Annotated in this window: 17 protein-coding genes, 3 tRNA genes and 1 pseudogene; 9 read left to right on the top strand and 12 right to left on the bottom strand. The window is 72.9% G+C overall.

What is annotated here, in order from left to right:
* Positions 1–3: 3 nt before the first annotated feature.
* From ABXS69_RS02490 to ABXS69_RS02480, 3 genes are all read right to left on the bottom strand, one after another.
* The gene (locus ABXS69_RS02490; protein WP_366181024.1) at positions 4–669 is read right to left on the bottom strand and encodes a response regulator transcription factor; all 666 of its coding nucleotides are present in this window, start codon (positions 667–669) and stop codon (positions 4–6) included.
* A gap of 174 nt (positions 670–843) precedes the next feature.
* On the bottom strand, positions 844–1,938 hold the full coding sequence (locus ABXS69_RS02485; RefSeq protein ID WP_366181023.1) for an adenylate/guanylate cyclase domain-containing protein: 1,095 nt from the start codon (positions 1,936–1,938) through the stop codon (positions 844–846).
* Between the two features lie 297 nt (positions 1,939–2,235).
* Positions 2,236–2,946, bottom strand: a complete 711-nt coding sequence (locus ABXS69_RS02480; RefSeq protein WP_366181505.1) for a biotin--[acetyl-CoA-carboxylase] ligase — start codon at positions 2,944–2,946, stop codon at positions 2,236–2,238.
* 199 nt (positions 2,947–3,145) lie between these two features.
* Here ABXS69_RS02480 and ABXS69_RS02475 point away from each other — a divergent pair, with 199 nt between their 5' ends.
* Entirely contained in the window at positions 3,146–3,823 is a 678-nt protein-coding gene (locus ABXS69_RS02475) for a Maf family protein (protein WP_366181022.1), read from the top strand.
* 29 nt (positions 3,824–3,852) lie between these two features.
* Here the strand turns inward: ABXS69_RS02475 and ABXS69_RS02470 are convergent, their stop codons facing one another.
* From ABXS69_RS02470 to ABXS69_RS02445, 6 genes are all read right to left on the bottom strand, one after another.
* Positions 3,853–4,434 carry a MarR family transcriptional regulator gene (locus ABXS69_RS02470; protein ID WP_366181021.1) on the bottom strand — a complete coding sequence of 194 codons (582 nt, stop codon included), beginning with the start codon at positions 4,432–4,434 and terminating at the stop codon, positions 3,853–3,855.
* 158 nt (positions 4,435–4,592) lie between these two features.
* Entirely contained in the window at positions 4,593–5,390 is a 798-nt protein-coding gene (locus ABXS69_RS02465; RefSeq protein WP_366181020.1) for a MaoC/PaaZ C-terminal domain-containing protein, read from the bottom strand.
* Positions 5,391–5,417: 27 nt separating this feature from the next.
* On the bottom strand, positions 5,418–5,588 hold the full coding sequence (gene rpmG / locus ABXS69_RS02460; RefSeq protein ID WP_017179009.1) for a 50S ribosomal protein L33: 171 nt from the start codon (positions 5,586–5,588) through the stop codon (positions 5,418–5,420).
* Between the two features lie 60 nt (positions 5,589–5,648).
* Positions 5,649–5,722: transfer RNA gene (locus tag ABXS69_RS02455), tRNA-Met, on the bottom strand.
* A 41-nt stretch (positions 5,723–5,763) separates the two neighbouring features.
* Positions 5,764–5,835, bottom strand: a tRNA-Thr gene (locus ABXS69_RS02450).
* 119 nt (positions 5,836–5,954) lie between these two features.
* A tRNA-Tyr gene (locus tag ABXS69_RS02445) sits at positions 5,955–6,038 on the bottom strand.
* Between the two features lie 238 nt (positions 6,039–6,276).
* Here ABXS69_RS02445 and ABXS69_RS02440 point away from each other — a divergent pair.
* Together ABXS69_RS02440 and ABXS69_RS02435 are read left to right on the top strand one after the other, a co-directional pair.
* On the top strand, positions 6,277–6,774 hold the full coding sequence (locus ABXS69_RS02440; RefSeq protein WP_366181019.1) for a YajQ family cyclic di-GMP-binding protein: 498 nt from the start codon (positions 6,277–6,279) through the stop codon (positions 6,772–6,774).
* A 73-nt stretch (positions 6,775–6,847) separates the two neighbouring features.
* Complete coding sequence (locus ABXS69_RS02435) at positions 6,848–7,747, top strand: hypothetical protein (protein ID WP_366181018.1); 900 nt, start codon at positions 6,848–6,850, stop codon at positions 7,745–7,747.
* Between the two features lie 100 nt (positions 7,748–7,847).
* Here the strand turns inward: ABXS69_RS02435 and htpX are convergent, their stop codons facing one another.
* Entirely contained in the window at positions 7,848–8,723 is an 876-nt protein-coding gene (gene htpX, locus ABXS69_RS02430; RefSeq protein ID WP_366181017.1) for a zinc metalloprotease HtpX, read from the bottom strand.
* 211 nt (positions 8,724–8,934) lie between these two features.
* Positions 8,935–10,416 (bottom strand): FAD-dependent oxidoreductase, encoded by a 1,482-nt coding sequence (locus tag ABXS69_RS02425; RefSeq protein ID WP_366181016.1) that lies wholly within the window; start codon positions 10,414–10,416, stop codon positions 8,935–8,937.
* Between the two features lie 229 nt (positions 10,417–10,645).
* Between ABXS69_RS02425 and ABXS69_RS02420 the strand changes: the two genes are divergently transcribed.
* Entirely contained in the window at positions 10,646–12,022 is a 1,377-nt protein-coding gene (locus ABXS69_RS02420; protein ID WP_366181015.1) for a hypothetical protein, read from the top strand.
* A 255-nt stretch (positions 12,023–12,277) separates the two neighbouring features.
* Here ABXS69_RS02420 and ABXS69_RS02415 read toward each other — a convergent pair.
* Positions 12,278–12,803: pseudogene (locus ABXS69_RS02415) on the bottom strand (ATP-binding cassette domain-containing protein); the annotation flags it as partial.
* A gap of 50 nt (positions 12,804–12,853) precedes the next feature.
* On the opposite strand from ABXS69_RS02415, the gene aztB reads away from it, so the two are divergent.
* The 5 genes from aztB to ABXS69_RS02390 all read left to right on the top strand — a co-directional run bounded on the left by aztB (position 12,854) and on the right by ABXS69_RS02390 (position 17,309).
* Complete coding sequence (aztB, locus tag ABXS69_RS02410) at positions 12,854–13,720, top strand: zinc ABC transporter permease AztB (RefSeq protein ID WP_366181014.1); 867 nt, start codon at positions 12,854–12,856, stop codon at positions 13,718–13,720.
* 195 nt (positions 13,721–13,915) lie between these two features.
* Positions 13,916–15,004: a hypothetical protein gene (locus ABXS69_RS02405; RefSeq protein ID WP_366181013.1), complete on the top strand. Its 1,089-nt coding sequence runs from the start codon at positions 13,916–13,918 to the stop codon at positions 15,002–15,004.
* Entirely contained in the window at positions 15,001–15,915 is a 915-nt protein-coding gene (locus ABXS69_RS02400; RefSeq protein ID WP_366181012.1) for a metal ABC transporter substrate-binding protein, read from the top strand. Before ABXS69_RS02405 ends, ABXS69_RS02400 begins: the two co-directional genes overlap by 4 nt.
* 46 nt (positions 15,916–15,961) lie before the next feature.
* The gene (locus ABXS69_RS02395) at positions 15,962–16,693 is read left to right on the top strand and encodes a hypothetical protein (RefSeq protein ID WP_366181011.1); all 732 of its coding nucleotides are present in this window, start codon (positions 15,962–15,964) and stop codon (positions 16,691–16,693) included.
* Positions 16,683–17,309, top strand: a complete 627-nt coding sequence (locus tag ABXS69_RS02390) for a hypothetical protein (RefSeq protein ID WP_366181010.1) — start codon at positions 16,683–16,685, stop codon at positions 17,307–17,309. The genes ABXS69_RS02395 and ABXS69_RS02390 overlap by 11 nt, the downstream gene beginning before the upstream one ends.
* Positions 17,310–17,339: the final 30 nt, after the last annotated feature.

Genomic DNA, 17,339 nt, shown 5'->3' with positions numbered 1-17,339 from the left:
GTCTCAGGCCAGGCGGTAGCCCGCGCCCTCGGCGAGGAGGACGGCGGGGGCGTCGACGTCGTCGCCGAGCTTGCGGCGCAGCCAGGTGGCGTGCATGCCGAGAGTCGACTCCGAGCCGGTGGGGTCCTCGCCCCAGACCTCTCGCAGGATGTCGTCGCTGTCGACGACGGCGCCCGCGCCGCGCACGAGGACTCGCAGGAGCTCGAACTCGCGGACGGTCAGCTGTAGCTCACGACTGCCCACGAAGGCGCGGTGGGCGGCGACGTCCACGCGGATGTCCCCGTGGGAGAGCTGGTCGACGGCGGCCTCGCCGGAGGCGCGGCGGACCTGGGCGCGCACGCGGGCGAGGAGCTCGGCGAGCCGGAAGGGCTTGGTGACGTAGTCGTCCGCGCCGGCGTCGAGGCCGACGACGTGGTCGGTGTCCTCGCTGCGGGCGGTGAGCATGAGGATGGGGATGGTCAGGCCCTGCGCGCGCACGGTCCGCGCGACGTCGAGGCCGTCCATGTCCGGCAGGCCCAGGTCGAGCACGAGGATGTCGGCCTCGTCGATCTCCTCCAGGGCCCCCTTGCCGGTGCCGTGGGCGCGGACCTCGTAGCCCTCGCGGCCGAAGGCGCGGGCGAGGGGCTCGGAGATGGCGGGGTCGTCCTCGACGAGAAGCACTGTTGTCACGATTCAGATACTAGCCGAGTTCCCCGGGGACGGAAGTGGCGCCGTCGCCATGGCGAGCGGCGCGGGAGCGCTCTCACGCGGTTTTCCGCGACATCGCGCGGAAAACCCGCAGACCCTGAGGACGGCCTGATGGCCGGCGTCGCGGCCCGCCTCGTCCCGGACGGCCCGCGGCCCTCAGGCGCGCTCGAGCGACCAGGGGGTGACGTTGCCCATGCCCTTGGCGACGACGTCGTGGCACTGGCGCACCCGGTAGCGCAGGGCGACGGGGCTGGCCATGAGGGCGCGGGCGGTGGCCTGGTCCATGCGGATGCCCCCGGGCTCGGCGGTGTCGACGAGGCGGGACGCGAGGTTGACGGGCGGGCCGAAGACGTCGCCGGAGCGGGACACGACGCGGCCCTCGACGAGGCTGGCGCGCACGAGGATCTCGTCGAGGCCCGACTGGAGCTCGTCGACGAGGGAGGTGACGACATCGGCGGCGATGGCCAGGTCATCGGAGATGTACATGACGGCGTCTCCGATGGTCTTGACGACCCTCGCCCCCCGCGACGTGATGACGTCACGGGCCGTTGTCTCGAAGTCGTCGAGCATGGTGGACAGCTCCGTGCGGCTCATCGTCTGGGCGCGCTGGGTGAAGGAGACGATGTCGACGAAGCCCAGGGATCGCACGAGCGGGTAGTAGTCGGGGCCCACGCGCTCGACGCCCCGCCGTGAGATGTCGGCGTCGGTGCGGTCCAGGAGCGAGGCCAGGTGGCGGCGCCACACGTAGATGAGCTGGTCGGTCAGGGGGGCAGTGATCTCGTTGATGTGGTCGAGGACGACGAGCCGGGCGGAGGTGTCGTCCAGGCCGAGGCGCTGGCCGACGTCCGCCACGAGGGTCTCGAGCTGCCACAGGACGAGCCGGTCCATCGTGTACGACTGGGCTCGGAGCAGCTCGAGGATCGCCGAGGTCGACAGGCCGCCGGGTCCGTCCGGACCGGGGCGACGGTCCTCCTCGGAGTCGATGAGGTCGGCGATGGCCCGCAGGGCGTCGGCGTCCTGATGGGTGAAGCGGGGCTCGTCGTCATCCACGTCCGCGAAGCCCATGGCTCGCCAGAAGCCGCGCGCGAAGAGCGGGGAGACCTCGGCCGCGCTGGCGAGCTGGGGCAGCGTCAGGTCGGGATCGTCCCCGAGCAGCAGGCGGGAGTGGGTGGCGGCCGTCGCGCGGTCGGTGGTCGATCCGGCCGCGTCAACGGGGCGCCCCGCGCTCCGCTCGCCCCCGTCCCCGGGCATGAGGGCAGGCCCCTCCGACTGGTCGGGAGGGGACTCACCACCTGATCGAGGGCGGGGAACGCGGTCCCCCGCCCCAAGCCCTTCCCCGTGCGCCGACGGCGCCTCTGGCTGATTCACCCAGACAGGGTAGCGCAGGTCACAGGATTTCGTCAGGATGACGTCAGATGTCCTGTCATCTGAGGCGCTCATGCAACAAAACGCGAGGACGCGCGGCCACGCTCACATCATGCGCGCCCAGGAGGCTCCACGGCTCGAACGCTCGCGTCCCCGGCCATGATGAGCCTCTCCGGGCCGCCGTCATCCGGCCGCAGTCGGAAGCTCGGGCTCAAGGCCGACGGCCGTCCCGGAGACGTCCCCGTCCGGGGCGCTCACGCGGACACGGGCCCCGAGGGTCGCGCAGGCCTCGCGCAAGTCCTGGCCGAGCGTGCCGGTGGCGGTCAGGGCCCCGTCAGGATCCCCACCAGCCGCCTCCCACTCCCCCAGGATGCGGAGCAGGCGCGGGGCGATGGCCCCCAGCAGGGACCCGGGGTCCGACCAGGGCCCGCCCGCGCCCAGGCCCCGCAGCGAGGCGGCCCAGGGCACGGGGAGCACACCCGGCGGCTGGCCGACGTTGACGCCGATGCCCAGGATGACGGCGGGCGCCTCCTCACGACGGGCGGGGGCCCCGGCCCCGCCTCCGGGCGCGGGGATGAGCTCGGCGAGGATGCCCGCGATCTTGCGGGCGCGCCCCCAGCCGGGCACCTCGCCGTCAGCACCGGCCGCCCCCTCGCCAGTAGGCTCGACGACGACGTCGTTGGGCCATTTCGTGCGGGCGCGCCAGGGTAGGCCCTCCAGCGCCGGGACGAGGGCGTCGCGCACGGCCAGGCCCGCCAGCAGAGGGAGCCAGCCGAGGCGAGAAGCGGGCACGAGCGGCCGGAGGACGAAGGAGACGGTCAGGGCGCCAGTCGGCGGGGTCACCCAGTCGCGCCCGCTCCTGCCCCGCCCGGCGGTCTGGGCGAGCGCCCGCAGCGCGGATCCGTGGGGCCAGCGGTCAGCGGCGGCGGCATCGAGGCGCCCGGCGGGGGCGAAGCTCGTGGCGCAGGTCGTCGTTGGTCGAGCCTGTGACGTCGACGGTCACCAGCCGGGTAGTGGCACTCATGGGGCGAAGGCTACCCGCCGCCGCCCGGGCCCGGCGGGCCTGCCGCTGGTCGCTGGGTAGTCTGGGGAGATGATCATTCTCGCCTCGAAGTCAACGGGCCGCCTGGCCACCCTCCGTGCCGCGGGCATCGAGCCCCGGGTCGAGGTCTCCTCGGTCGACGAGGGCGCGGTCCTCGCCGCTCTCGCCGAGCGGCGCGCCGCCGCTGGCGAGGACGCCCCCTCCCCCGCTGAGCAGGTGCTCGCCTTGGCCCGGGCCAAGGCGCTCGACGTCGCCGATGCGCTGAGCGGCGATCCCGCCGGTGGCGCGGGACCGGGGCCGGCGGGACCCGGTGGGCGGGACGGAGCGCCCATCGTCGTCGGATGCGACTCGATGCTGGAGATCGACGGTGCCGTCGTCGGCAAGCCCCGCACGCCCGAGGCGGCCCGCGAGCGCTGGCTGGCGATGCGGGGACGCACGGGCGTGCTGCGCACCGGGCACGCCCTGGTGCGCCTGGCCGACGGGGCGGGAGCGGAGGGCGTCTCGTCGGCGACCGTCCATTTCGGCGAGCCCAGTGAGGCGGAGATCGACGCCTATATCGCCACCGGGGAGCCGCTGTGGTGCGCCGGGGCCTTCACGATCGACGGGCTGGGCGGCGCCTTCATCGAGGGGATCGAGGGCGACCCGCACGGCGTCGTCGGCATCTCGCTGCCCCTGCTGCGCGGGCTCCTGGCCGAGTTGGGAGTGACCTGGACGGACTTGTGGGGCTGAGCCAGCCGGGGGCCGGCAGGAGGCCGGCCTCAGTCGGCGGGGTTGAGCCGGGACATGATCTCGGCGAGCGCCTCCAGGTCCGCCCGCCCGAGGCGGTCGATGACGTGCCTGCGGACGCCGTCGAGGTGCAGGGGCGCCGCTGAGCGCAGGAAGGCGAGGCCGGAGCCGGTGAGCGCGCAATTGACGCCGCGCTTGTCGGAGGGGCAGGAGCGCCGCTCCACGAACCCCTCCTTCTCCAGTCGGGTGACCGTGTGGGTGAGGCGGGATCGGGAGTGCCCGACCATCTCGGCCAGGCTCGACATCCGCAGCTCCTTGCCGGCGGCCTCGTCGAGGCGCACGAGGATCTCGTACTCGTGCAGGGACAGGCCGACGCCCGTCTCGAGCTCGTGGTTGAGCACGCCGGTGACGGCGGTGGCGGTGTGGAGGAAGGCGCGCCAGGCGCGCATCTCGAGGGCATCGAGCCGGGGCGATCCCGCGGCGCCGCAGCCACTGGCCGCCCGTATGGGGGCCTCGCGTGCCGGGCCCTGCCCGCAGGAGGGCGCGGGAGCGGGGCCCCAGCCGCGGGCGGGCCCATCCTGCTCCGCGAGCGCCTCTCCGTCCTTCCTGGGCATGTCGCTCCTCTCCGCGCTGGTCCGAGGCGTCGGGCAGCGCCGCGCCGATGGTGGTGTGGCCTGGCGATAATCGATCGACCTATGAGATGTCGTTCAGTATTGAACAATAGGGGCGGGATTACCAGCGATCATGACCGGGCCCCGCTTCTTCATCGGCGTCAGCCGGGGCCCGCGCCCCGGCGCCGCAGCACCCTCCTGGCCCCCGCGGCCGACCAGCACGAGCCGTCATCGTCCACGATGAGGCCCGCCCCCGCGGGTCCGACGGCGAGCGCGGCCGGGAAGAGCAGGTCGAGTCCCGCGGGCTCGGCGGGGGCGGGCGGAGCCACCCCGAGGCTCAGCGCGGCCAGCAGCATGCCGTGGGCGATGACGTCGGCCTCGCCCGTCTCAAGGCCCGCCCGCCGGGCCGCGCCCGGGTGGAGGTGGATGGGGTTGTCATCGCCGGTCGCGCCCGCCCAGGCGGCCACGTCCTCTCCGCTGAGGCGGAGCCGGCAGCCGGCGGCCGCGCCGCCCTCGCCGGCGGTGGCAGTGCCCGCGGCGCTCCGAGGGGCGCCGCGGGGGGCCGGGGAGAGGCGCCGGGCGAGGTCGTGACGGACCTGGAGGAGCCAGGCCCCGGCGATCGGCGAGTGGCGGGCGGCGTCGTCGGCAACCGCCTCCGCGGTGACCTCGATGAGCTCCCAGCCCCCCCGGACGGTCCTCCTCATGCGGGGCGGGGCTGGACGGGCGGCGCTCCCGGGCGCCGGGGCGACGCGGCAGCGCCGGTGGATGAGGCCCTCCCATGGCTCGATCATCTCGCGGACCAGGGTCAGGGCGGCCAGTGCCGGGACGATGGCGCCGGCGCCTTGATGGGCGGCCTCCCCGGCGTCATCGACGCCGGAGCGGGTCAGGATCCGCTCGATCACATCCTGGGCATGGCGAAGCCCCACCAGCTCGGGGCCAGTGGGGCTCGGCGCGGTCATGCCCGGATCGTATCCGGGACACGGGGCTCAGCGGGTCTCGCGGTGCTCCGTGTGCTTGCCGCAGCGCGCGCAGAACTTGGAGATCGCGAGGCGATCAGGGGTGTTCCTGCGGTTCTTCTTGGTGATGTAGTTGCGCTCCTTGCACTCCGAGCAAGCCAGAGTGATCTTGGGACGCACGTCAGCGGTCTTGGAGGCCACGTGTCTCTCCTCTGATTGATCCTCGAGCAGCCCGGGGCGGCGATGTGCTCGAACCTTGCGTAGCGGGGGAGGGACTCGAACCCTCGACCTCACGATTATGAGTCGTGCGCTCTAACCAACTGAGCTACCTCGCCATGTCGTGCGTGGGGGGCCGAACAGGCCCCCCACGCATCAGAGCCTCGAACGAGGATTGAACTCGTGACCTCTTCCTTACCAAGGAAGTGCTCTACCACTGAGCTATCGAGGCAACGAGCGGAATCCTAAGCAGAACCGTCATGCCTGGGCAATCTGGCCCCGCGTGGGCTCGCTCACTGCGGACCGCCCCGCCGGGGGCGCTGACCATCGGACCCGAGGGCCCAACGATCATGGTGGCGGGTGAGGGATTCGAACCCCCGTAGCTTGCGCGGCTGATTTACAGTCAGCTCCCATTGGCCGCTCGGGCAACCCGCCATGCTCCACATCGCCGAGTCCAGCGGACCCACCGCGCGGTGCCGTGGAAGAATAACAAGCCGACGGCGGAGCGCGCCAATCCCGCCCCTAGGACCCTGCTCACACGGCCCTCGCGCCCCGAGCGAGGCCGGGCAGGGGGCGGCGCCGGGCCGTCAGGCCCCGGCAGCGGGGCCGCCCGGCGCCCGTGAGCGCTCCGCCCGGACGCCCATTACTCGCCCATCAGTGGAAAGGGAAGGCCATGGCCGCAGACTCCTCCTTCGACGTCGTCTCCAAGCTCGACCGCCAGGAGGTCGACAACGCCGTCAATCAGACCGCCAAGGAGATCGCCCAGCGCTACGACTTCCGCGGCGTCGACGCCTCCGTCACCCTGGCCGGCGACGTCATCACCATGGAGGCGAGCTCCGCCGAGCGCGTGCTCGCGATCCTCGACGTGCTGCAGTCCAAGCTGTTCCGGCGGGGCGTGTCCCTCAAGGCCCTCGACCTAGGCGACCGGGAGCCCAGGCCCTCGGGGAAGATCTACCGCTTGGCCTGCCCGCTCAAGGAGGGCATCAGCCAGGAGATCGCCAAGCGGATCACCAAGGCGATCCGGGACGAGGGGCCCAAGGGCGTCAAGGCCACGATCCAGGGCGATGAGGTCCGGGTGTCCTCCAAGTCCCGCGACGACCTCCAGTCGGTCATCGCCCTGCTCAAGGGCCTCGACGTCGACGCTGCCCTGCAGTTCGTCAACTACCGATGAGACCGACGGGACCGCAGCGCTGCCCTGTTGCTAATGTGACGATATCGCAACCTCTGGACACTCGAGGAGTCCCATGAGCACTGGGCCATACAACCCTGACATCCAGTACGGCGGGGCGCCCATCAGGCCATCCGCCCCGATGAGCGCCCCTGCGGGCGCCCCGCCCGCCCACGGCATGGGCGGGCCGTACCCGTCGCCGGGGCAGCCGCCCCAGCCCTCACCCAAGAAGAAGGGGGTCATGGGCCTCATCGCGGGGCTCGCCGTTCTCGGCCTCCTCGCCACCGGCGGGATCCTCTTCCTCGCCCGCGGCGGCTCCGACGCTCCCGGCGATTCCGCCGGGAGCGCGACGCGGGGCCCGTCCGCCTCCGCGGTGGGGGGCAGGGCCTCGACGGCCGCAGTGGGGGACAGTGCCTCCACGGCGGCGGTGGGCGACTGCGTGGACTCCCTCACCAGCTTCCGCGCGGTCATCGTGGGATGCGACGACGCCAGTGCCGCGTTCAAGGTCGTGGCCACCTCCACGACGAAGGAGGCCTGCGCGACCACGCCGGGCGGCGACTACTTCAACGCCAGCACGTGCTACCACGACCTGAGAACGGGGGTCCCCGTGGAGGAGTCCGTCAACGACGCCAAGGCCGGCGACTGCGTCACCGCAGACAACACCAACCCCTCGAACCCCTCCGTGCGCAAGGCGGACTGCTCCACGAGCGGAGCGCTGCGCGTTGAGGGGAGGCTGCCCGGGGTCTCCGACGTACCGACGTTCGTCCTTCCCACCTTCGACCTGAACAACCCGGGCCCGGCGCCGAGCCTGGAGGAGACACGCACCCAGTACATCATCGACCAATGCGTGGCTGCGGGCGCGACAGGCACCAACCTCGTCTACTCGTGGACCCTCGGCGGGACCAGCCTGACGGGCTACCGAACGGACACGCCGTCGTCCTACGACGCCGTCCTGTGCCTGAGCCAGGGCTCCTGACCGACCGGCGCCCGACGATCGGCTCAATGAGGAGAAGCGGGAGGGGATTGACCCCCTCCCGCTTCTCGTCGCCCAGCAGGATCCCGCGCTGGGCGGGCCGTCAGTACCCGGCCATCTGCTCCAGGCGGCGGATGCGGTCGGCCATCGGGGGGTGCGTGGCGAAGAGGTTCCTCACGCGGCCGAAGGGGTTGGCGATCATCATCGAGCTCACCGGCTCCATGCGCGGGTCTGGGACCATGGGGGCGGCCGCGATGCCGCCGTCGAGCTTGCGCAGGGCGCTGGCCAGGGCGAGCGGGTCGTTGGTGAGGACCGCTCCGTCATGGTCGGCGTCGTACTCGCGGGTGCGCGAGACGGCGAACTGGGTGACGGTGGCGGCCAGTGGGGCGAGGAGCGCGATCAGGAGGACGGCCAGGCCGTTGCCCTCGCGGCGGTCACGGCCGGCGCCGAACCACAGGGCCATGGTGCCCAGCGAGGAGATGACCCCGGCGATCCCCGCGGCGATGGAGCCGGTGAGGATGTCGCGGTTGTAGACATGGGAGAGTTCGTGGCCCAGCACGCCGCGCAGCTCGCGCTCGTCGAGGAGCTGGAGGATGCCGCGGGTGCAGCACACGGCGGCATTGGCGGGGTCGCGCCCGGTGGCGAAGGCGTTGGGGCTCATCGTCGGCGCCACGTAGAGGCGAGGCATGGGCTGGCCCGAGGCCGCCGACAGCTCGGCGACCACCCTGTGCATGACGGGCTCCTGGGCGGCGGTGACCTCGATGGCGCCCATGGAGCGCACGGCGAGCCTGTCCGAGTTCCAGTAGGTGTACGCGGTCTGGGCCACCCCGATGAGCGGCATGATGAACAGGAAGATCGAGGAGCCGGTTCCCCGGGTGAGCAGGTAGCCGATGAGGATGAGCATGCCCCACATCGCGCCCAGCAGGGCGGTGGTCTTCAGGCCGTTGTGGTGGTTGGTGCCTCGGTAGATCGCCGACATGCGGCCAGGGTAGCCGAGGAGCCTGTGCGCCCCCTGTGCGCCGTCAGCGCCTGGGGCGCCCCCTCCCCACTCCCCCTCCCCTCGCGAGACCGGTCGAAAACAGCGACGAGACCGGTCCAGACGGCATGTGGGGGACGAGGGCGCGACGAGGGGAGGCGAGGCGGCCCGCGCGGTCTCCAGGGCCTCCCGACTCACTGCTCCCTCGCGCCCCTCAGAGCCGGTGGGCGACGCGCTCCGGGACACGGGAGGGGTCGGGGGCGCCGATGAGGTCGGCGGGGATCTCGGTGCCGCGCGAGACCGCGGTCATGGCCTCGCGGGAGACCACCTTGACGCGCTCACGGGGCCTGGACTCCCCGCTGCTGACCGTCACCTCGCCGTAGGCCTCGCCCAGACCGCGCTCGTAGGCGTCGAGGAGCTCCCAGCCCTCCCAGGTGGTGAAGGGGACGCCGCGCTTGTTGAGCACGAGCATGACGGCGTCGTGCCCGACCTGATTCTCATCGGCGGTGGTGGCGTGGAGCAGTCCCGCCTGGGCGTCAGCCACGAGGTTGGAGATGGTCTCCTGCGCGTCGGACTTGGTCGAGCCGATGAGCCCCACTGGGCCGCGGCGGATCCAGCCGGTTGCGTAGACGCCGGTCAGCGGCTCGCCGTCCTCACCCAGGACCCGGCCGCCGGCATTGGGCAGGACGTGGCGCTCGGCGTCGAAGGGCAGGCCCTCGATGGGGCTGCCGGCGTAGCCGATCGCCCGGTAGACGGCCTGGACGTCGAAGTCCCGGAACTCCCCCGTGCCCTCCACGCTCCCGTCGCCGGTCAGGCGCGTGCGCTCGACGCGCAGGCCGCGCACATGGCCGTCCTCATCGGTGAGGACCTCGCTGGGCGCGGAGAACAGGTGGATGTGGATGCGGTGGGAGGCGGTGAGGTCCTCCGGCTCGGCCATGGCGTAGCCCTCGAGGGCCTTGACCACCTGGCGCTGCTGGTTGGAGGCGGCGAGCGCCGCCTGCGAGCCCTCGTCGTACTCGAAGTCCTCCTCGTCGACGAGGACGTCGACGTCTGGCTGCTTGCCAAGCTCGCGCAGCTCCAGCGGGGTGAACTTGACCTGGGCGGGGCCGCGGCGCCCGAAGACGTGCACGTCAGTGACCGGGGAGCGGCGCAGCTCTGCGGCGACGTTCTCGGGGACCTCGGTGACCATGAGGTCCTCGGCGTGCTTGGCCAGGACGCGGGCGATGTCGAGGCCCACGTTGCCCACTCCGATGACGGCGACCTCCTTGGCGCTCAGGTCCCAGGTGCGCGGGTGGTCGGGGTGCCCGTCGTACCAGGAGACGAAGTCGGCGCCGCCGTGGCACTCGGGGGCGTCGGCCCCGGGGATGCGCAGGGGAGCGTCGGTGTCGGCGCCGGTGGAGAAGATGAGGGCGTCGTAGTGCTCGCGCAGCTCATCGACTGTGATGTCGCGGCCGACCTCGACGTTCCCGATGAGGCGAATGTCGCCGCGCTGGAGGATCTTGTACAGCGCGACGATGATCTGCTTGATGCGGGGGTGGTCGGGGGCGACGCCGTAGCGCACCAGGCCGTAGGGGGCGGGGAGTCGCTCGAAGAGGTCGATGTTCACGTCGAGACCGGACTTGGACAGGATGTCCGAGGCGTAGATGCCCGCGGGGCCTGCCCCGATGACGGCGACTGAGAGAGGGCGGGTGCTCACTGGGTCTGGCTCCTGGTGTGAGGGGTCTGGGGCGATCCTGGCTCGGCGCGCCACGGAAGGCTGGGACGACGACGGCCACAGTCTAGATACTTCGGGCCCCCTCACCAGCACCGGCCCAGGTGATGGACGCCTCTCAGGCAGCCGGGGCGCCTTCCGGCCGCCCTCGATCGCGGCTAGGGTGGGTAGGACCGCGAACGCATCGGCCAACCCTTCCCTGAGAGGCCCCGCGATGAATCGCCGCTCCTTCATATTCTCCGCCCTGGGCGCCCCCGCGATCCTGCCGGGCCTCGGACCGGCCAGCTGCGCCCGGCGCCCCGAGGGCGAGGTGCCGCCCGGCGGGGCGACGGCCTCCTCAGCGGTTCCCCCCTCAGGGCCGCTCCCGGCGCCGTCGGCCGGCTCGTCCGACCGCGCCGCCCCAACCGCCTTCTCCCCCACCGCCGGGCTCCCGGGCCTCGGCATCGACATGCTCGCGGACGACGGGCTGCGGTGGTCGATCGCGGACCGCTTCGTGTTCCGCGGCGACCATCCCAGTTGGTGGTACGCGGACCTGTCCACGGGGGCGATCAGGGTCCTCACCGCCGACGGCGGGGCGCTGGGCTTCACGGAGGCTACCGTCTCCGACCTCGGGCGCGGGGGCGAGCCCCGAGGGGCCACCCAGGCGCTCTCGGACGCCGCGGCCGTCGTCGACCCGCGCGGCGCCTTCGCCTACAGCCTGACCACGGCGGTGGAGACGGGCCCGCCCCAGGCCGGGCGATGGGCGGCCACGGTCCTCAAGACCGAACTGGCCTCGGGGAGGGTCCTGGCCTCCCGGGAGCTGGTACTGCCCGCGAGCGCCCCGACGGCGAGGGGATCGGCGCGCCTGGCCGTGTCCTCGGACGCGCTGCGCCTCACCGTGGCGCTGGCGCCCCCGCCGGGCGGCCCGGCCGGCCCCTGCTGGATCGAAGTGCTCTCCACCGCCGATCTCACCACCGTCCTCACCAACCCTCAGGGCGCGGCGCCCGCCGCGCTCGCGGGCATGAGTGGCGACGCCGTGATGGTCGGCGCGGCGCCGCCCGCCGCTTCCTCACCGGCCTCGCCCCCGTACCGCGTCCTGTCCACCGCCGATGGCTCCCTCCTGCTGGAGGCCCCCACGAGCGCGGCCCACCTGCTGGACGGGTGGCTCTACTGGGCCGCGCCGGACCAGGCCTCCTGGCGGGCCATGGACCTGGGCACGCGCGCCACCGCGGATCTGGGCGCGGGCCCACCCGGAGCGGCGAGCCGCCCGGAGGCCTGGGCCGCCGGTTCCTACTCCGTCATCCGGACCCCGGCGGCCGCCGATCTGCGCGAGCTCGGATCCCCCACCCCGACCTTCACGTGGCCCAACGCCGACGGCGCCGTCCCCACCGGCCTGGCGGTCTACGGCGACGTGCTCTACACGGTCTTCGACTCGCGCCCCGGGGAGGTGGTGCTCACCGACCTGCGCACGGGCGAGGAGCTGACCACGGCGCCCATCCCCGGCGACCTCGCCTCGAGCGCCGCCAGGGCGCTGGACGTGACCCATGAGGGGATCGGGGCGATGGACCCCCGCGGGCGGGCGTCCTTCTACGCCGCGACGGCGTGGCGCTGAGCCCGGGAGGGGCGCGGCACCTCAGCGCGCGGGCGCCCTCTCGTCGTCGACGACGCGGCCGGCCTCGAGGGTGAGGCAGCGGTCGGCGATCCGACGGGCCTGCTCGTCATGGCTGACGAGGAGCACGAGGGCGCCCTCCTGGGCGGCCTGGGCCGCGGCGTCGTGGACGATACGGGTGGAGCGGGCATCGGCGGCCGCGGTCGGCTCGTCCATGAGCAGGATGTCGGGCCGACTGACGAGGGCCTGGGCGACGAGGACCCGCTGGCGCTGCCCGCCGGAGACCTCGGAGAAGCTGACGGTCGGCGAGGTCGGCGACGCCCAGGAGCCCCATCACCTCGCCGACGCGCCGCTTGTGCGCGCGGCTCAGGGGGCGAAGCAACCCGGTGTCCCCCCAGCAGCCCATGGCGACGGCGGCGCGGACCGTCAGCGGCATGCGCTCGGGGATCGGCGGGGCCTGGGGCACGAGGGCGAGCCTCGCGCCGGCGGGGCGGCGCTCGACACGACCGCCCGCCAGGGGAAGGATCCCCGCGACGGCGGCCAGGAGGGTGGACTTGCCCGATCCGTTGGGGCCGAAGAAGCAGGTGACCTCGCCCGGGGCCAGGTCCAGGCTCACGCCGTTGAGGGCCAGCACGTCGCCCCTGCGCACGACGACGCCGCGCAGGGCGAGGCCGCCCGCTGCCTCGGCGCCGGCCGCGGGGCGCGCCGCCGCGGGTCCCGGCCCGCAGGACGTGGGGGCAGGGGCCGCGCTCGCTGAGTCCCGCTGGGGGGTGGGAAAACGCATGCGGCGAGCATAGCGTGACAACCGCGAACGATTATCGTTACGCTTCGCGCGTGCACTATCTCCTCGACCCGCTCTCCCTCGGGTTCTTCTCCAACGCCCTGACCGGAGGAGTCCTCGCGGCGCTGGTCTGCTCGGTGGCGGGCACCTGGGTGGTCATCCGGGGCATGGGATTCCTCGGGGAGGCCATCGGCCACGGCATGCTGCCGGGAGTGGCGATCAGCGCCCTCATCGGACTGCCCACGCTGGCCGGCGCCGCGCTCAGCGCCACCGCCATGGGCGTGCTCGTCGCCCTCCTGTCCCGCCGGGCCCGCCTCTCCCAGGACACCGCCATCGGCATCACCTTCGTCCTCATGCTCTCCCTGGGCGTCATCATCGTCTCCCGGTCCCGCTCCTTCGCAACGGATATCACCGCGATCCTCTTCGGCGACATCCTGGGGATCAGGAGTGACGAGATCACCGTGCTCATCGGCACGCTCATCGTCGTCCTCATCGTGGGAGCCGTCATGATCCGCCCCTTGACGGCGCTGTCCCTCGATCCGGGCATCGCGCTGACCCTGGGGATGCGCCCGGCGCTGGCCCAGGCCGGCCTGACCCTCCTCATCATCGCCGCCGTCGTCGCCTCCTACCGGGCCGTGGGCACCCTGCTGGTGGTGGCGCTCCTCGTCGCCCCGCCGGCCACGGCCGCGCTGTGGTCGAAGTCGATCCTCGCGATGACCGCCTGGGCCGCCATCATCTCGAGCGCCTGCGTCGTCGTGGGCCTCTACATCTCCCTGTATGCGGACACGGCCGGCGGCGCCACCATCACCGCCACGGCCGCGGGCGTCTTCCTCCTGGCCACCGGGGCCGCCGCGCTGACCAGCCGGCGCCGCTCGGGGAGGCCCCTCCCCTCCCCCACAACCGCGAAGGAGCACGCGTGAGACTCCCCCAGCCCTCCCAGCGCATCCGCGGAGCCGGCCGCGCCGGCCGCGCCGGAACCGCCGCCGTCGGCGCCTCCCTGGCCGCCGTCCTCGCCCTCAGCGCCTGCTCCGGGGGCTCGCCCTCCGACGCCTCCGCGAGCGGCGCGGCCTCGGCCGCCCCGGCCAGCGCGGCCGCCAAGGAGAGCGCCCAGGGTGATGGGCACGGCCGCATCGACGGCGCCACGGAGCTTCTCCGAGGCACCCCTGTCCCTGGTGACCGCCTCCTCCGACGGCCAGGTGAGGCTCCTCGACCTCGCCGCCGACGGAGCCCCGACTCCCATCGCCTCACTGCCCGGCCTGACCGCCACCGCCTCGGACTCCCGATTCGTGGCCCTCACCGGGCCGAACGGCACGCTCAGCCTGGCGGACTCCGGGGTGTGGACCTGGGATCACGGCGACCACCAGCACTACTACCGCGCCGCCGCCCGCGATCTCGGCGCCGTGGGAATGAGCGGGACGGCCGGCGTGGCCTCGACGAACGCCCGCACCGTCATCGCCTCGGGCACCACCGCCACGGTCCTGGACCGCCAGGCCCTGGGACAAGGGCGTCAGAGCGCCCTGACCACGGCCACCATCGACGCAGGGTCCTTCGCCGCTCCGCAGGGGGAGAGGACCGTCCTGGTCTCCGGGGGGCAGGCGGGCATCATCGACGACGCCGGGCGAGCCGTCGGCCAGGGCGTCGCCTGCCCAGCGGCGTCGGGCGGGGCGCTCACCCGCGCCGGCATCGTCCTGGGGTGCCAGGGCGGCGCCGTCGTCGCGCCGGAGCCCTCCTCCTCCGCGACGGCCGAGCCGCCCTCCCTGGAGTGGGTCCCCCTGCCGGACGAGGCCGCCGGGACGAAGATCGTCTCCCTGTCCAACCGGGCCCGCCGCTCCCAGGTGGCGGCCCTGGATGAGAGCGGCGGCGCCTGGCTTCTCAGCGTCCGGGACAGGAGCTGGACGCGGGTGACCTTCGGGGCTCCCGTCGTCGCCGTGTCCGCGATGGACGACACGCACAAGCGCGTCGTGGGCATCGACGCCGAGGGGCGCGTGCGCGTGTGGGCCGACGGCGCCGAGGCCACGGTCACCGAGCCCATCGCCAACCCCGGCCTCGCCGCGGCCTCCGGCCTTCGGGTCACTCCCAAGCGCGTCTACGCCCCCGGCGCCGACGGCGCCTCCGTCCTGGAGATCGACGCGGCCGACTCCGCCCGCGTCGCCCGGACGATCCCCGCCGCCGGCCTCGTCTCCTTCGAGGTGGTCGGGGCATGAGGCGCCGGGACCTGCTCACGCTCCTCGCGCTGGCGCCCCTGGGAGCCGTCGCCGCCTGCGACGGCTCCGCGGACGACACCGGCAAGCCGTCGATCGTGGTCACCACGAACATCCTGGGCGACGTGGTCACCCAGGTGGTGGGCGACCAGGCCAGTGTCACCACCCTCATGGCGCCCAACGCGGACCCGCACTCCTTCGGCATCTCGGCCAAGCAGACCCTCGCCATGCGCGACGCCGCCCTCCTGGTGACCAATGGCCTGGGCCTGGAGGAGGGGCTGGCCAGCAATATCGAGAGCGCCAAGGGGGACGGCGTCACGCTGTTCACCGCCGGGGAGCAGCTCACTCCCATCGAGTACTCCTCCGATGACGCCTCCGGCCCCGACCCGCACTTCTGGACCGACCCCACGAGGATGATCGACGTCGTCAACGGCCTGGAGGGCGCCCTCGGGAAGGTGCCCGGGATCGACGCCTCCGCCCTGGCCGCCTCCGCCACGGCCTACCGCGACAAGCTCGCCGCGGCCGACAAGGACATGTCCACCCGCTTCAGCGCGATCCCCCAGGACAAGCGCGCCCTGGTCACCAACCACCACGTGTTCGGCTACATGGCCGCCCGCTACGGCTTCCGCCTCATCGGTGCCGTCATCCCCGGCGGCTCCACGCTCGCCGCGCCCAGCGCCTCGGACCTGGAGGAGCTCTCCACGGCCGTGCGCGACGCCGGCGTGAGCGCGATCTTCGCCGACACCTCGCACTCCGACCAGCTCATCACCGCCCTCAAGGAGTCCGTCGGGCAGGACATCCAGGTGGTGTCCCTGTTCACCGAGTCCCTCTCAGCCCCCGACGGCGAGGCGCCCACCTACCTGGACATGCTCGCCGTCAACACAGACCGCATCACCACGGCCCTCACCGCGTGAGGACCGATCACCGCCGATGACATTCCCCAGCAAGAAAGGACACTTCATGTCTTCCTCCACCTCGTCACGCCCGCGCCTGGTCGTCGCCTCGCGGCGGGCCGCCGTCGTCGCCGCGCTGAGCGCCACGGCCCTGGCCCTGGGCGCCTGCGGCTCGGCCTCGAAGGGCTCCTCGGCCACCACTGCCGCCTCCGCGAGCGCCGCCACGAGCGCCACCGGCGAGGCGCACGAGCACAAGCACGGCTCGGACCGCTTCGTCTTCGCCTACGACGGCGGGGTCAAGGTCGTGAACGCCTCCACCCTGGAGGAGGTCGCCGACTTCCCCCTGAGCGGCTTCCTGCGCCTCAACGCCTTCGGAGACAACGAGCACGTCCTCGTCACCACCGAGTCCGGCTTCCGGGTCCTGTCCACCGGTGCCGGCGGCGGCGAGGCGAAGCTCACCGACCTCGTCTTCCCGGCGAGCAAGGGCGGGCACGTCACGCCCCACGGCAGCTGGACCGGCCTGTTCGCCGACGGCACCGGGGAGATCACCTTCGTCAAGACCGACGCCCTGGGCCACGACGCCGATGAGACCGTCACCAGCCTGCCGAGCACCGAGAAGATCGCCTCCGAGGAGGCCCACCACGGCGTCGCCGTCAAGCTTCTCCGACGGCACCGTCATCCGCACCCTGGGCAATTCCGAGTCCCGCAAGGGGGCGCTGGCCCAGGACGCCTCGGGCACGGAGCTCACCCGCAACGAGGAGTGCCCCGGCGTCCACGGCGAGGGCGTCATGAAGGATGAGGCCGCCATGCTCGGCTGCGAGAACGGCGTCCTGCTGTACAAGGGCGGCTCCTTCACCAAGATCGCCAGCCCTGACGCCGACTACGGGCGCGTGGGCAACTCCTACGTCACCGACTCCTCCCCCATCGCGGTCACCGACTACAAGGACGACCGCGACGCCGAGGGCGTCAACCTGCACCGCGTCGGCCTGCTCGACTCGGCCGCCGGAACCTTCTCCGTCGTCGACATGCCCTCGGGCGCGGAGTACACCTGGCGCGGCATCAAGCGCGACGGCGAGAACAACGCCTGGGTGCTCGGCACAGACGGGGCCCTGCACAAGCTCGACCCCTCCTCGGGGTCCTTCACCGACTCGGTCCCCGTGATCGCCGCCTGGCAGCCGCCGGCCAAGTGGCAGGACGCCCACCCGGCCCTCCAGATCTCCGGCTCGACCGCCTGGGTGACCGAGCCGGCCACCAACAGCGTCCACAAGGTGGACCTCACCAACGGGGAGAAGACCTCCAAGACCTACTCGGTCACCCCCAACGAGGTCGCCTTCGCCAAGCACACGCACGCCGACGGCTCCAAGCACCACGACGAGGAGCACGAGCACGAGCACACGGCTGAGGCCTCGCACTGACCTCATGAAGCAGCGGGCCCCACGGCGCAG

The sequence above is a fragment of the Actinomyces timonensis genome (genome assembly GCF_040702965.1).
In the GTDB taxonomy this organism is placed as follows: Bacteria; Actinomycetota; Actinomycetes; order Actinomycetales; family Actinomycetaceae; genus Actinomyces; species Actinomyces timonensis_A.
The sequence above is the reverse complement of the archived record's forward strand: the minus strand, read 5'-3'. Positions and strand labels throughout refer to the sequence as shown.